Annotated in this window: 11 protein-coding genes and 1 tRNA gene; 4 read left to right on the top strand and 8 right to left on the bottom strand. The window is 73.5% G+C overall.

From position 1 onward, the window contains the following. Window positions 1-31 precede the first annotated feature (31 nt). The gene (gene ggt, locus HGCM_RS12990) at window positions 32-1,828 is read right to left on the bottom strand and encodes a gamma-glutamyltransferase (RefSeq protein ID WP_019137268.1); all 1,797 of its coding nucleotides are present in this window, start codon (window positions 1,826-1,828) and stop codon (window positions 32-34) included. 108 nt (window positions 1,829-1,936) lie between these two features. Next, window positions 1,937-2,013, bottom strand: a tRNA-Leu gene (locus tag HGCM_RS12985). 123 nt (window positions 2,014-2,136) lie between these two features. On the opposite strand from HGCM_RS12985, the gene HGCM_RS12980 reads away from it, so the two are divergent. After that, window positions 2,137-2,811 carry an ANTAR domain-containing response regulator gene (locus tag HGCM_RS12980; protein WP_019137267.1) on the top strand — a complete coding sequence of 225 codons (675 nt, stop codon included), beginning with the start codon at window positions 2,137-2,139 and terminating at the stop codon, window positions 2,809-2,811. Between the two features lie 57 nt (window positions 2,812-2,868). Here the strand turns inward: HGCM_RS12980 and HGCM_RS12975 are convergent, their stop codons facing one another. Continuing rightward, window positions 2,869-3,624, bottom strand: coding sequence for an endonuclease/exonuclease/phosphatase family protein (locus HGCM_RS12975; RefSeq protein ID WP_019137266.1), 756 nt, complete (start codon window positions 3,622-3,624; stop codon window positions 2,869-2,871). Window positions 3,625-3,935: 311 nt separating this feature from the next. Between HGCM_RS12975 and HGCM_RS12970 the strand changes: the two genes are divergently transcribed. Continuing rightward, window positions 3,936-5,222, top strand: a complete 1,287-nt coding sequence (locus HGCM_RS12970; protein ID WP_019137265.1) for an ABC transporter substrate-binding protein — start codon at window positions 3,936-3,938, stop codon at window positions 5,220-5,222. Window positions 5,223-5,410: 188 nt separating this feature from the next. Here the strand turns inward: HGCM_RS12970 and HGCM_RS12965 are convergent, their stop codons facing one another. Genes HGCM_RS12965 through HGCM_RS12950 form a run of 4 tightly spaced genes read right to left on the bottom strand, consistent with a single transcriptional unit; the run spans window position 5,411 to window position 9,567 of the window. Continuing rightward, a complete protein-coding gene (locus HGCM_RS12965) occupies window positions 5,411-6,235 on the bottom strand; it encodes an ABC transporter ATP-binding protein (protein ID WP_019137264.1) in 825 nt (274 codons plus the stop codon). Beyond that, window positions 6,232-7,164, bottom strand: coding sequence for an ABC transporter ATP-binding protein (locus HGCM_RS12960; protein WP_019137263.1), 933 nt, complete (start codon window positions 7,162-7,164; stop codon window positions 6,232-6,234). Before HGCM_RS12960 ends, HGCM_RS12965 begins: the two co-directional genes overlap by 4 nt. Window position 7,165: 1 nt before the next feature. Then, window positions 7,166-8,152, bottom strand: a complete 987-nt coding sequence (locus HGCM_RS12955) for a branched-chain amino acid ABC transporter permease (protein ID WP_019137262.1) — start codon at window positions 8,150-8,152, stop codon at window positions 7,166-7,168. 14 nt (window positions 8,153-8,166) lie between these two features. Further along, window positions 8,167-9,567 carry a branched-chain amino acid ABC transporter permease gene (locus HGCM_RS12950; RefSeq protein WP_019137261.1) on the bottom strand — a complete coding sequence of 467 codons (1,401 nt, stop codon included), beginning with the start codon at window positions 9,565-9,567 and terminating at the stop codon, window positions 8,167-8,169. A gap of 368 nt (window positions 9,568-9,935) precedes the next feature. On the opposite strand from HGCM_RS12950, the gene HGCM_RS12945 reads away from it, so the two are divergent. Further along, window positions 9,936-10,622, top strand: a complete 687-nt coding sequence (locus tag HGCM_RS12945) for a GNAT family N-acetyltransferase (protein WP_026075462.1) — start codon at window positions 9,936-9,938, stop codon at window positions 10,620-10,622. On the opposite strand, the gene HGCM_RS12940 is transcribed toward HGCM_RS12945, so the two are convergent. Further along, window positions 10,538-10,951 carry a PaaI family thioesterase gene (locus HGCM_RS12940; protein ID WP_019137259.1) on the bottom strand — a complete coding sequence of 138 codons (414 nt, stop codon included), beginning with the start codon at window positions 10,949-10,951 and terminating at the stop codon, window positions 10,538-10,540. The two genes, HGCM_RS12945 and HGCM_RS12940, sit on opposite strands and share 85 nt — an antisense overlap. On the opposite strand from HGCM_RS12940, the gene polA reads away from it, so the two are divergent. Continuing rightward, on the top strand, window positions 10,950-13,706 hold the full coding sequence (polA, locus tag HGCM_RS12935) for a DNA polymerase I (RefSeq protein ID WP_026075461.1): 2,757 nt from the start codon (window positions 10,950-10,952) through the stop codon (window positions 13,704-13,706). The genes HGCM_RS12940 and polA overlap by 2 nt on opposite strands. The last annotated feature ends 3 nt before the right edge of the window (window positions 13,707-13,709 follow it).

Here is a 13,709-nt window from a genome sequence, read left to right as displayed (position 1 = left end):
GGGCCGCACGGGTGGCGCGGGGTGCGTGCCCCTAGCCGCCGTGCGGGCCGCGCTCGCGCACGACGCCCGCGCTGCCGCCGCCGCGGCGGACCGGCTCGGCCGCGGCGAGCAGCCGGCCGTCGCGCAGGAGCTCGATCCCGGTGGCCGCGCCGATCTCGGGCGTGTCCGTGAACGTGTGCCCGAGCGCCGCGAGCGCCGCGCGCGGGTACGCCGGCTCGGCCTGGACCGACGGGCTGTTGCGCTGCGAGGCGCGCGGGGCGGCGATCGCTGCGGGAAGGTCCATCCCGAGGTCGACGCGGTTGACGAGAACCTGCAGGACCGTGGTGATGATCGACGCGCCGCCGGGCGAGCCGACCGCCAGCACCGGCCGGCCGTGGGACAGCACGATCGTCGGCGCCATGGAGCTGCGCGGGCGCTTGCCTGGCCCGGGCAGGTTCGGGTCGTGGCCGCCCTGCGTGTCCGTGAAGTTGAAGTCCGTGAGCTCGTTGTTGAGCAGGAACCCACGGTGCGGCACCACGATGCCGTTGCCGCCCAGCGACTCGATCGTCAGCGTGTACGACACGACGTTTCCCCACCGGTCGGCGGTGGTGAGGTGCGTCGTCGACTGGCCGTCGGAGCCGGCGCGCCCGGCGGTGCCCGGCGCGGGGCAGCCCGCGTAGTCCCCGTCCGGCGAGCCCGGCGCGACGGGCTTCGTCGCGGCCGTCGCGCCGACGAGGCACGCGCGCTCGGCGGCGAACCCGTCGGACAGCAGCTCGCGCAGCGGCACGTCGACGAACGCCGGGTCGCCCACGAACCGGTTGCGGTCCGCGAACGCGAGGGCGCTCGCCTCGAGGTAGCGGTGCTGCGCCTGGACGGCGGGCAGCGCGCCCAGGTCGCTCGTCTCGAGGATGTTGAGCGCCTCGCCGACGGTCGAGCCCCCGGACGACGGCGGTGCCATCGAGAACACGTCCAGGCCGCGGTAGCGCACGTGCGTCGGCTCGCGCAGGATCGCGCGGTACGCCGCGAGGTCGCGCAGCTCGAGCAGCCCCGGCCGCACGTCGAGCGTGCTGTCGGCCGCGACGGGCGGGCGCTGCACGGTGCGGACGATGTCGCGCGCCAGCGGCCCCGTGTACAGCGCCCGGGAGCCGTGCCGTGCGAGCAGGTCGTAGGTGTCGGCGAGGTCGCGGTTGCGCAGCCGCGACCCGACCTCCGGCACCGCGCCGCCCGGGAGGTAGAGGCGCGCGGTCGAGGGGAACGCGGCGAAGCGCGCGGAGTTCTGCGCGACCTGGTCCGCGAACGTCCGGTCCACGACGAACCCGCGCCGCGCGACCTGCGTCGCCCCGCGCAGCGCGGAGCGCAGGTCGAGGGTGCCCCAGCGGCGCAGCGCGGTCTCCCACGTGGCCGGTGTCCCGGGCACGCCGGCGGACAGCCCGGACGTGACGGCCTCGGCGAACGGCAGCGCCACGCCGTCCTCGGTGAACGCGTCCGCCTGCATCGCCTGCGGCGCGGTCTCCCGGCCGTCGATCGTCCGGACCCGTCCGGTCGCGGCGTCGTAGTAGACGAAGAAGCCGCCGCCCCCGATGCCGGACGAGAACGGCTCCGTGACCCCCAGGGTCGCCGCGGCCGCGACGGCGGCGTCGACCGCGTTCCCGCCCCGGCGCAGCACGTCCAGCCCGACGCGGGTCGCGTCGGCGTCCACCGTCGCGACGGCCCCGCCGGTCCCGACGGCGACGGGCACCTTGTCGGCTGGTCGGGGGTGCGCGGAGGCGGGGGTCGCGCCGCCGGCAACGACGAGGGCGGCAGCCGCGGCGAGCGCGGCCAGACGGCGGGAGGTCCAGGACGCGCTCACGGCGACTCCTCGGTGACGACGGCCGAAGGTTCCGGCATACCACCGATGACTGGCGTGCACCACAGGTCCGACGCGACGGCCCGGGCGGACCGTGCCGCCGCGGCGCGGTGGTGCCCCGAGTGGGATTCGAACCCACACTGGATCGGGTTTGAGCCGAACGCCTCTGCCGGTTGGGCTATCGGGGCCAGGTCGGCAGGATATCGCCGGCCCGGCCGGCTCCCCGTCCCGCGGCCGCGCGTGGTCCGCCTCACAGGGAATCCCCGGGACGCGTCGGACGCGCCGGGGCCCCGTCCCACTACGATGTGCCCGTGACCAAGGACGCCAGCACCGAACCGTCGACGCCCGCCGAGCTCGACCTCGACGCCGTCGCTGCTCCGCAGGAGCAGAAGCCCGCCGCTGCGCGCCCGCCGCGCCGCGCGGTCGTCGCCGAGGACGAGGCGCTCATCCGCATGGACGTCGTCGAGACGATGCGGGAGGCCGGGTTCGAGGTCGTCGGCGAGGCCGGTGACGGCGAGCAGGCGGTCGCGCTGGCGACGGAGCTCAAGCCCGACGTCGTGGTCATGGACGTCAAGATGCCGGTGCTCGACGGCATCTCCGCCGCGGAGCGGATCGGCAAGGCGCACCTGGCGCCGGTCGTCCTGCTGACCGCGTTCTCGCAGACCGAGCTCGTCGAGCGCGCCCGGGACGCCGGCGCCATGGCGTACGTCGTGAAGCCCTTCAGCCCGGCGGACCTGCTGCCGGCCGTCGAGATCGCCATCTCGCGCTACGCGCAGATCTCCGCGCTGGAGTCCGAGGTGGCCGACCTGGCCGAGCGGTTCGAGACCCGCAAGCGCGTCGACCGGGCCAAGGGGCTGCTCATGACGAAGATGGGCCTCACCGAGCCCGAGTCGTTCCGCTGGATCCAGAAGACGTCGATGGACCGCCGTCTCACGATGCGCGAGGTGGCCGACGCGGTCATCGAGCAGGTCGGCAACGGGTCCTGACCTTCTGACCCCGCCGGTCCTCCGGCGGCGTCCGCGACCGGCCGGGCCGGGTGCTGGTCAGCCGAGCGTGACGTCGACGACGAGCGCGCGGTGGTCCGACACGCCGGTGTCGACGGCACGGGCGGGGGACACCGCCTCGACGGGCCCGTCCACGAGCACGTGGTCGATCTGCGTCCGGGGAGCGTGGCCCGGGAAGGTCGGCACGTCGGCGAGCGTCCGAAGGCCCGAGGTCTCGAGCACGCCGGGGAGCCCCAGGTTGAGGTCGCCGAGCAGCACGAGCGGTCGCGGGAGGTCGGCGACCCGGTCGCGCAGGTAGGCGAGCTGCTGGCCGCTGTGGCCGCGCAGGTACGCCAGGTGGGTCGCGACGACCGTGAGCCGGCCCTCGGGTGCGTCGACGTGCGCGACGAGGGCGACGCGCGGCTCGTCCCGGCGCGGCCGCGGCAGGCGCGAGCCCGGCTCCCGGGTCCACGTCCGCCGGCGGGGCAGCCGCCACACGTCCCACGCCGTCACCGGGTGGCGGCTCACGAGCGCGATCCCGTACTGCGGCACCCCCCGCACCGGCCCGAGAGCGGCACGCCACACGCCGGGGCCGCCGGTCATCGCCGGGGCGAACCGGGCGTCCGTCGCGCCCGCCGCCTCGGCGGCGAGGGCGGTGAGGTCGGCGCGGTGCGAGCGCGGCTGGCCGCGGTCGACCTCCTGCAGCGCCAGCACGTCGGCGTCGAGCGAGCGGACGGCGGCGGCGAACCGGTCGAGGTCGACGCGGCCGTCGGCGGGGGACATGCCGTGCAGGAGGTTGAAGGTCGCCAGGCGCACCCGCCGATCATGCCGGGCACGGCCTGCGACCGCCCGGCGGCGGACGCGCGTCTCGGAGGCCGGGCGCCGGGATCTCGGCCCGCGGAAGCACTCGTTCGGGTGACCGTTTCACCAGCGCTGTCATGACCGTCGCACCGGTTCGGTCGTGCCGAAGGGCCCCTGAGCGACCCGTCGGTAACAACTGCGCAACGACATCAGGGCGAGACGTTGCCATTCACATGGCGGACACAAACCATGAGTACGTTCGCGCCACATCGCCGCGGCCCGTGCCTGGGCCCGGTGGGTGCAGTGCTCACAGAGGGGTACCACGCATGATTCGTTCCACACACGCAGGACGGGGCCTCGCCGTCGCCGGCGCGCTGGCTCTGGCCCTCACCGCCTGCTCGAGCTCCGGCGAGCCCGGCGGTGGCGAGACCAGCGGCGGCGGTGGTGCGAGCGGCGAGCCGCTGCACATCGGCACGCTGCTCCCCGTCACCGGCTCGCTCGCGCAGCTGGGCCCGCCCGAGATCGCCGGTGTCGACCTCGCCGTCAAGGAGATCAACGACGCGGGCGGCCTGTTCGGGGCCGACGTCAAGGTCACGCACACCGACTCGTCCGACGCGCAGAACGCCTCGGTCTCCACCGCGTCCGCGCAGAGCCTCATCAGCGCTGGCGTGTCGGCGATCATCGGCGCCGCCTCGTCCTCGGTGACGCTCAACGTCATCGACGACATCACGGGGGCCGGCATCGTCCAGGTCTCCCCGGCGAACACCGCGACCGACCTCTCGGGGTACTCGGACTTCTACTTCCGTACCGCGCCGCCGGACACCGTCCAGGGTGACGTGCTGGGCAACCTCGTCGTCTCCGACGGTGCGTCCAACGTCGGCATCCTCGTCTTCAACGACTCGTACGGCACGTCGCTGCGCGACGTCGTCGCGGGCGTCGTCGAGGGCGCGGGCGGCTCGATCGTCTACGGCGCCAAGGGCCAGGAGTTCGACCCGGCCGAGACGAACTTCGCGACGATCGTCGGCGACGCCATCGCGAAGAAGCCCGACGCCATCGTGGTCCTGGCCTTCACCGACCAGACCCCGGCGATCGTGCGCGAGCTCGCGGCCCAGAAGTGGGACATGAGCAAGACCTACTTCGTGGACGGCAACCTGCAGAACTTCGGCACCGAGGGCGACACCGGCTTCCCCGAGGGCACGCTGACGGACGCGCAGGGCACGCTGCCCGGCGCCTACCCGTCGGAGGAGTTCCAGCAGCGCATGCTCGGCGTCGACCCCGACCTCAAGGACTACTCGTACGGCCCCGAGTCGTACGACGCCACCATGCTGGTCGCGCTCGCCGCGCTCAAGGGCGGCGCGTCCGACGGGGCGACGATCCAGAAGAACATGGCGGCGGTCTCCGGCGCGAACGGTGGCACCGAGTGCACCGGCTGGGAGGAGTGCTCCAAGCTCGTCGCGGACGGCAAGGACATCGACTACACGTCGGCGTCCGGTGTCGGCCCGTTCAACGAGAAGAACGACCCGTCGTCGGCGTTCATCGGCATCTACAAGTTCGGTGCCGACAACACCTACACCTTCAGCCGCTCCGAGGAGGGCGAGGTCCCGGCCGGATGATCGGCTGACCTGACGCTGGACGCGAGGGCCCCCGGAGCAGCGCTCCGGGGGCCCTCGTGCGTCGGCGTGGCCGGCGCCCGCGGGTTCCTGACGTGGACCGCCGGCCGCGGGCCCGCACGCCACGAGGCCCCGACCGCCGTGGAGGGCGGTCGGGGCCTCGGTGGTGCCGGCGCGGGCCGGGGGAGCGCTCAGGCCGTCGGGGGCACCCCGGGACCGCCGTGCTCGTCGGCGGCGCGCGCGGCGTCCACGTCGGCCGCCAGCGTGCCCAGGTACAGCTCGATGACCTTCGGGTCGTTCATGAGGTCGCGGCCCGGGCCGGAGTACGCGTTGCGCCCCTGGTCGAGCACGTACGCGCGGTCGCAGATCTGCAGCGCCCGGCGGGCGTTCTGCTCGACGATCACGACGGACACGCCGGCCTTGTTGATCCGGCGCGTCCGCAGGAACGCCTCGTCCTGCCGGACGGGCGACAGGCCGGCCGACGGCTCGTCCAGGAGGAGCACCGACGGCTCGGGCATGAGGGCCCGGGCCATCGCGACCATCTGCCGCTCGCCGCCCGAGAGCGCGCCGGCCCGCTGCTTGCGGCGCTTGACGAGCTCGGGGAACAGGTTGAGCACGACGTCCAGGCGCTCGGAGAACTTCTGCGGCGTCTGGTAGACGCCCATCTGCAGGTTCTCCTCGATCGTGAGCGAGGGGAACACGTTGTTCGTCTGCGGCACGAAGCCGACGCCCCGCTTGACGAGGGAGTCCGCGCGCAGGTTCGTGATGCTCTCGCCCTTGAGCGTCAGCGACCCCTCCCGGATCGCGACGAGCCCGAACAGCGCCTTGAGCAGCGTGGACTTGCCGGCGCCGTTGGGCCCGATGATCCCGACGAGCTCGCCGGGGTGCAGCACGAGCGAGCACCCGTTGAGGATGTTGACGCCGGGCAGGTAGCCGGCGACGAGCTCGTCGGCGTGCAGCAGCGGCTCGCCCGCGGGGGCGCCGCGGTGCAGCGCGGGGGCGGTGGTCTCGGTCACGGCTTCTCCTCGATCTCGGCGTCCGCCTCGGCCTCGGCCTCCGCGTCGATCGCGCCGCCCTCGTCGAGCAGCGCGTCGTCGCCGAGGTCGGTGTCGTGGTGCGCGCCCAGGTAGGCGTCGATGACGGCCTGGTCGGCCATCACGTCGGCCGGCGGCCCCTCCGCCACGACCTGGCCCTGCGCCATGACGACGACCCAGTCGGAGATGTGCCGGACCATGTGCATGTCGTGCTCGACGAAGAGCACGGTCGTGCCCGAGTCGCGCAGGTCGGTGATGTGCCCCAGCAGCGACTGGGTGAGCGCGGGGTTCACGCCGGCCATCGGCTCGTCGAGCATGACGAGCTGCGGGTCGGACATGAGGGCGCGCGCCATCTCCAGCAGCTTGCGCTGACCGCCGGACAGGGACCCGGCGAAGTCGTCCTTCTTGGTGTCGAGCTTGAAGCGCTCGAGCAGCTGCATCGCCTTGTCGGTGATCTCCCGCTCGCGCGGCGCCCACAGCGGCTTCACGAGCGCCGCGAACAGGTTCTCGCCGGGCTGCTCGCGCGCCCCGAGGCGCATGTTCTCCAGCACGGTCATGCGGGCGAGCGCCTTGGTCAGCTGGAAGGTGCGGACCATGCCGGCCTTCGCCACGCGCGAGGCGGAGACCCCGCCGAGCGTCCTGCCGTCGAAGACCCACCGCCCGGCGTCGGGCTTGTCGAAGCCCGTCATGAGGTTGAAGAAGGTCGTCTTGCCGGCCCCGTTCGGGCCGATGAGCGCGGTGATGACGTGGCGCTGCACCTCGAGGTGCTCGACGTCGACCGCGTTGACGCCACCGAAGCTGCGGCGCACGCCGTCGGCGACGAGCAGCGCGTCCGGCTTGGCGGACCCGGGGACGTGCTCGACCGACGCGAGGCCGCGCCGGGCCTGCTCGACGACGTCCTGGACCGGCATGTCAACGGGCATTGATCGCCAGCTCCTTCTTGTCGCCCAGGATGCCCTGGGGTCGGAACACGATGAGCAGCATCAGCGTGATGCCGACCAGCACCCAGCCCACCTGCTCGATCTGCTGCACGGTGAGCGAGCCGTCGGGCACGACGCCGCGCAGCAGCCCGCGCACGAAGATGAGCGCGCCCCAGAACAGCAGCGAGCCGAGCACCGGCCCGAGCACCGTGGCGGCACCGCCCAGCAGCAGGATGGTCCAGGTGTTGAACGTGACCGGACGGCCGAGCGAGTCGGCCTGCACGGAGCTCGCCAGGACGAACACGATGCCGCCCAGCGCGCCGAACACGCCGCCCAGGACGAGCGCCTGGAGCTTGTAGGAGTAGACGTTCTTGCCGAGCGCGCGCACGGCGTCCTCGTCCTCGCGGATGCCCTTGAGCACGCGGCCCCACGGGGAGCGGATGAGCCGCCAGACGAACAGGCACGCGAGAGCGACGACGGCCCAGCCGACGATGCGCAGCCACCAGCTGTTGGAGGTGTTCGTCGCGAGCGTGAGCGGGCCGAGGGTCCAGCGGTCGTCGGGGAACGGCGACGCGTCCTGGAAGGTGTGCTTGAACGAGTTGCCGGTGAGGCCCTCCGACCCGCCGGTGAGCTCGGTCAGGGCTGTCGAGCGTCCGATCATCCGGACGATCTCCGCGGCGGCGATCGTGACGATCGCGAGGTAGTCGCCTCTGAGCTTCAGGGTCGGCAGGCCGAGCAGCAGCGCGAAGACGACGGCGGCCGCGACCGCGACGAGGAACGCGAGCCACAGCGGGCCGCCCTCGATCGTCGTGATGGCGAACCCGTACGCACCGAGCAGCATGAAGCCGGCCTGGCCCATGTTGATGAGGCCCGTGAGGCCGAAGTGGATGTTGAGCCCGATCGCGGCGAGCGCGTACGCGATGGCGGTCGGTCCCGTCATCTCGTTGAGCACGTTGGTGAAGAGCTGTCCGAGGTCCATGTCGACGACTCCCGCTAGCCGATGCGCTCGGCGCGTCCGAGGATGCCCTGCGGCCGGATCAGCAGGACGAGGATGAGGATGACGAGCGCGCTCGCGTAGCGCATGTCGTTCGGCAGGAACAGCGTGGACAGCTCCACGACGAGGCCGATGACGAGCGCCCCGAGCACGGCGCCCGCCGGCGAGCCGAGCCCGCCGAGGGTGATCGCCGCGAACATGAGCAGCAGGAGCGTCGAGCCGAAGTTGAACCGCGTCGTGTTGAGGTACAGCGCGAGCAGCACGCCGCCGAGCGACGCGAGCGCGGCGGACACGATCCAGACCCGGGTGATGATCGACTCGACCTTGATGCCGGTCGCCGCGGCGAGCGCGGGGTTGTCCGACACGGCGCGGGTCGCGCGGCCGAGCCGGGTCCGCGACAGCGTGAACGCCACGGCGGCCAGCACGACGACCGCGATCGCGACCGAGACGAGCGACTGCGCGGAGATCTGCACGGGGCCGATCTGCATGCGGGTCGAGATGCCGGAGACGATCGGCACGGGCTGCGCGCCGTAGATGAACAGGTACGTCGACAGCAGCGCGAGCGCGAGGCCGATCGTGACGATCATCTGCTGCGTCACGCCGACGCCCCGGCGCCGCAGGGGCGCGAAGATGAACCGGTTGAGGAGCCATCCGGCGAGCGCGCCGGCCGCGGTCGCGACGACGATCGCGAGCCACAGCGGCAGGTCCCACCACTGCACGGCCATGAACGCCGTCATCCCGCCGAGCGTGACGAGCTCGCCGTGCGCGAAGTTGGACAGGCCGGTCGTGCCGTAGATGAGGTTCGCGCCGAGCGACGCGAGCGCGAGCAGCAGCCCGAAGACCGTGCCCGCGAGGACGAGCTGGGCGTACCGGTTGGTGCCGGGACCGGCTGAGGCCTCGGTGCCGGTGCCGGCCTCGTCCGTGGGCTGCGCCGTCGCGCCGGGGGCGGACGTCGCGCCGGGCGTGGCGGAGGCGCCGCCGCCGCTGCCGGGCTGCGCGTCGGACGGGTCGCCGACCTGCACGATCCGGCCCGCGGAGCGGCCCAGCACGACGGGGACCGTCGCCGGGTTGGCCTCGGGGTGCAGCAGGCCCTTGCCGGACGGGAGGCTCGCCTCGTCCACCGTGACGGTGTAGTCGCCGGCCGTCGTGAGCGGCACGCTGGCGCGGCCGTTGTCGCCCGTGGTGACGGAGACGTCCTGCCCCTGCCCCTCGACGGTGAGCTCCACGCCGGCGACCGGTCCGGAGCCGGGCTCCGTGACCGTGATGTTGAGGCACGCGGTCGTGTCGTCGGGCTCGCACGGCGTGGCGGCCGCGCCGGCCGGGACGGCGGTGATGACGAGTGTCGCCAGGACGGCCAGGGCCGCCGCGAGGAGAGCGACGAGGGTGCGGGGCGGCCGCAAGGGCCTGACCACCGTGTCGACGGGTCGCAACCCGTACCTCCGTCCGTTCGTGAGGGACGCCGCTGGATGCCCTCGGGACGAGGGCGACGGTGCCGCTCGGCAGGTCCACCCTGCCGGGTGGCAGGACGATAGGCAGGGATTGTGTCCTGTGGGTTTCACGATTGGCGAGTCCGCGGACGTGTCCGGGACGAAAGTCATGCGATCGTGACCACATCGTGGCCGTATCCAAGGTGTGGACTCCGTCGTCCCAGGGCGTGACCTGCAGGGGTAGGCAGGACGCCGTCGCCTGGTCCATGATCGTCCGGAGCCATCGCGGGCAGAGGTGGCGCACCGACCGGATCCCCCCGTCCGACAGGAGGTCGCAGCCCGTGCGTCCTGGAGTTCATGCCCGCCCGGCCCGGCCGCAGGACCTGGCCGCGCTGACGGAGCTGTGCCTGGTGGGTCGTCGTGAGGCCGCTGTCGGGGGGCAGCTGTGCACGGACGACGCCGACCGCCTGCGCGACCAGCTCGGCGCCCTCATCTCGTTCCCGGAGGGCCGGCTGCTCGTCGGCACCCTCGACGACCAGGTCTGCGGGCTGCTCATCGCGCGCGTCGTCGGGCCCGGCCCGTTCACCGACCAGGCGATGCTCAACATCGAGGCCGTGTTCGTGCACCCCGACGCCCGCCGCCGAGGGCTGGGCCACGCGCTACTCGCTGGCGCGGTGGCGACCGCGGAGGAGGCGGGCGCGACGGAGATGTTCGCCTCGCCGCTGCCGGGCTCGCGCGGGATGCAGCGCTTCCTGGCGCGCGTCGGCTTCGCGCCGGCGGCCTCGCACCGGGTCGTGTCGGTCGCCTCGCTGCAGCGTCGCCTCGCGTCCGACGCGGTCGCCGCGACGAACGAGCCGGCGCGGCGGGCGCGGGGCCGCGGCCTGGAGGACCTGATCGCCCGGCGCCGCCAGGTGCGCGACGCGGGCCGGACGGTCGCGGCGGATCAGCCGCGCGCGTCGATCAGCATGCACGTGAGCCGCGCGGTGCACAGCCGCCGGCCGTCGGAGTCCTCGACGACGACCTCGTAGCTCGCCAGCGTGGAGCCGAGGTGGACCGCCGTCGCGGTCCCCGTGACGACGCCCGAGCGTGCCGAGCGGTGGTGCGTGGCGCTCAGCTCGATGCCGACGGCGGCCCGGCCCGGGCCGGCGTGCTGGTAGGCGGCGAACGACCCGAGCGTCTCGGCCAGCACCGCGCTCGCGCCGCCGTGCAGGAGGCCGGCCGGCTGCGTGTTCCCCTCGACCGGCATGGTGCCGACCGCGCGCTCGGCGGACAGGGCGACGATCTCGATCCCCATCCGCTCGATGAGGGTCCCGTCGAGGGACAGGGTGCGCAGGGCCGCGGTCGAGGTGTCGGACATGGCAGATAGGTTGGCACCCGTGAGCGCCGAACAGCCAGCACGTCCGTCGTCCGCCCCCAGCCGGCCCGCCCGCCTCCTGCTGATCGACGGCCACTCGATGGCGTATCGCGCGTTCTTCGCGCTCCCGGTCGACAAGTTCGCGACCTCGACGGGACAGCCCACGAACGCCGTCTTCGGCTTCGTCTCGATGCTCGCGAACCTCCTGCGGGACGAGGAGCCGACCCACGTCGCGGTCGCGTTCGACCTCGGTCGCACCACCTTCCGCACCGAGCAGTACGAGGCCTACAAGGGGAACCGCGACGCGACGCCCGAGCCGTTCCGCGGCCAGGTGGACGTCATCCAGCGCGTCCTCGCGACGATGCACGTGCCCGTCCTCACCAAGCCGGCGTACGAGGCGGACGACATCCTCGCGACCCTCACGACGCAGGCGGTCGCGGAGGGCATGCAGGTGCTCGTCTGCACCGGCGACCGGGACGCCTTCCAGCTCGTCGGCGACGCCGTGACGGTGCTCTACCCCGTGCGCGGCGTCTCCGAGATGTCGCGCATGACCCCGGCGGCGGTCGAGGCCAAGTACGGCGTGCCGCCGCAGCGCTACCCCGACCTCGCGGCCCTCGTGGGGGAGACGAGCGACAACCTGCCCGGCATCCCGGGGGTCGGGCCGAAGACCGCGGCCAAGTGGATCACCACGTACGGCGGGCTGGAGGGCGTCGTGGCCTCGGCCGACCAGGTGCCGGGCAAGGCGGGGGAGCAGCTGCGGGCGAACCTCGAGCAGGTCCAGCTCAACCGGCGGATCAACGCGCTCGTCACGGACCTCGAGCTCCCGCTCGGTCCCGAGGACCTCGAGGCGCGGCCCTGGGACCGCCAGGCCCTGCACACGATCCTCGACGAGCTCGAGTTCCGGACGCTGCGCGACCGCCTGTTCGCGATGCTGCCCGACGAGGGGCAGCCCGCCGAGCCGGTGGCCGGCGGCCTCGCCGACGTCGCCGCGCTCGCGCCGGGGGCCCTCGGCCGCTGGCTCCAGGAGCGCGCCGGGCAGGTGCTCGGCGTCGACGTGCGCGGGTCCGGCGCGCCCGCCGGTGGCGACGCGTGGGGCGTCGCGCTGGCCGACGCGGACGGCGTGGCGGCGGTGTACGACCTGGGCGAGATCGACCCGGTCGACGAGTCGGCGCTCGCCGCGTGGCTCGCCTCGGCGCAGGAGCCGAAGGCGCTGCACGCCGCCAAGACGGCGTGGCACGCCCTGGCGGGGCGTGGTCTGACGCTGCAGGGCGTCGCCTTCGACACCGAGCTCGCGGCGTACCTGTGCCAGCCCGACCGCCGCGCCTACGACCTGTCGGACCTCGCCATCGGGTACCTGCGGCGGGAGCTGGCCGCCGACGACGCGAGCTCGGCCGGTCAGGGCGCGCTCGACCTCGAGATCAACGGCTCCGACGAGGGCCGCCGGGCGGCCGTGCGCGCCGCCGCGGTGCGCGACCTCGTCGAGGTGCTCGGGCAGGAGGTCGCGGACCGCGGCGCGACCGCGCTGCTGACGGACCTGGAGCTGCCGCTGGAGGACGTGCTGGCGCGGATGGAGCGCACCGGCATCGCGATCGACGTCGAGTACCTGAGCGGCCTCGAGCGCGAGTTCGACGGCGTCGTCAACGAGGCCGCCGCGGAGGCGTTCGCGGTGATCGGCCGGGAGGTGAACCTGGGCTCGCCCAAGCAGCTGCAGGAGATCCTGTTCGACCAGCTCGGCATGCCCAAGACGAAGCGGATCAAGACCGGCTACACGACCGACGCCGCCGCGCTGACCGACCTGTTCGCGCGCACGCAGCACCCGTTCCTGGAGCACCTGCTCGCGCACCGGGACGCGATCCGCCTGCGCCAGACCGTCGAGGGCCTGCTGCGCTCCGTGGCGCCCGACGGACGGATCCACACGACGTTCCAGCAGACGATCGCGGCCACGGGGCGCCTGTCCTCGACGGACCCGAACCTGCAGAACATCCCCATGCGGACGGACGCGGGCCGCCAGATCCGGCGCGCGTTCGTCGTGGGCGGCGGCTACGAGACGCTGCTGACGGCCGACTACTCGCAGATCGAGATGCGGATCATGGCGCACCTGTCCGGCGACGAGGGTCTCATCGCCGCGTTCCGCTCGGGGGAGGACCTGCACAGCTACGTCGGCTCCCGCGTGTTCGGGGTCCCGACCGACGCCGTCACGCCCGCGCAGCGCTCCAAGATCAAGGCGATGAGCTACGGACTCGCGTACGGGCTGTCGGCCTACGGGCTGTCCCAGCAGCTCGCGGTCGAGGTGGGCGAGGCGTCGGCGCTCATGCAGGACTACTTCGCCCGGTTCGGCGGGGTGCGCGACTACCTGACGGGGGTCGTGGACCAGGCCCGCGCGACCGGCTACACCGCCACGGTGCTGGGCCGCCGGCGCTACCTGCCGGACCTCGTGAGCGACAACCGCATCCGCCGGGAGGCCGCCGAGCGCATGGCGCTCAACGCGCCGATCCAGGGCAGCGCCGCCGACCTGATCAAGGTCGCGATGCTCGGGGTCGACCGTGAGCTCGTCCGCCGGGGGCTGCGCTCGCGCCTCCTGCTCCAGGTCCACGACGAGCTCGTGCTCGAGGTGGCGCCCGGGGAGCGCGAGGAGGTCGAGGCGCTGGTGCGCGAGCGGATGGGCGCGGCCGGCGACGGCCTGCCCGACGGCCCGCTGGACGTCCCGCTCGACGTCTCGGTGGGCGTCGGCGCGAGCTGGCACGCCGCCGGGCACTGACGG

Origin of the sequence: Cellulomonas massiliensis JC225 (genome assembly GCF_000312005.1) — a bacterium.
Taxonomy (GTDB): domain Bacteria; phylum Actinomycetota; class Actinomycetes; order Actinomycetales; family Cellulomonadaceae; genus Cellulomonas; species Cellulomonas massiliensis.
Note: the sequence above shows the minus strand (reverse complement) of the source record. Positions and strands in the feature narration are given on the sequence as shown.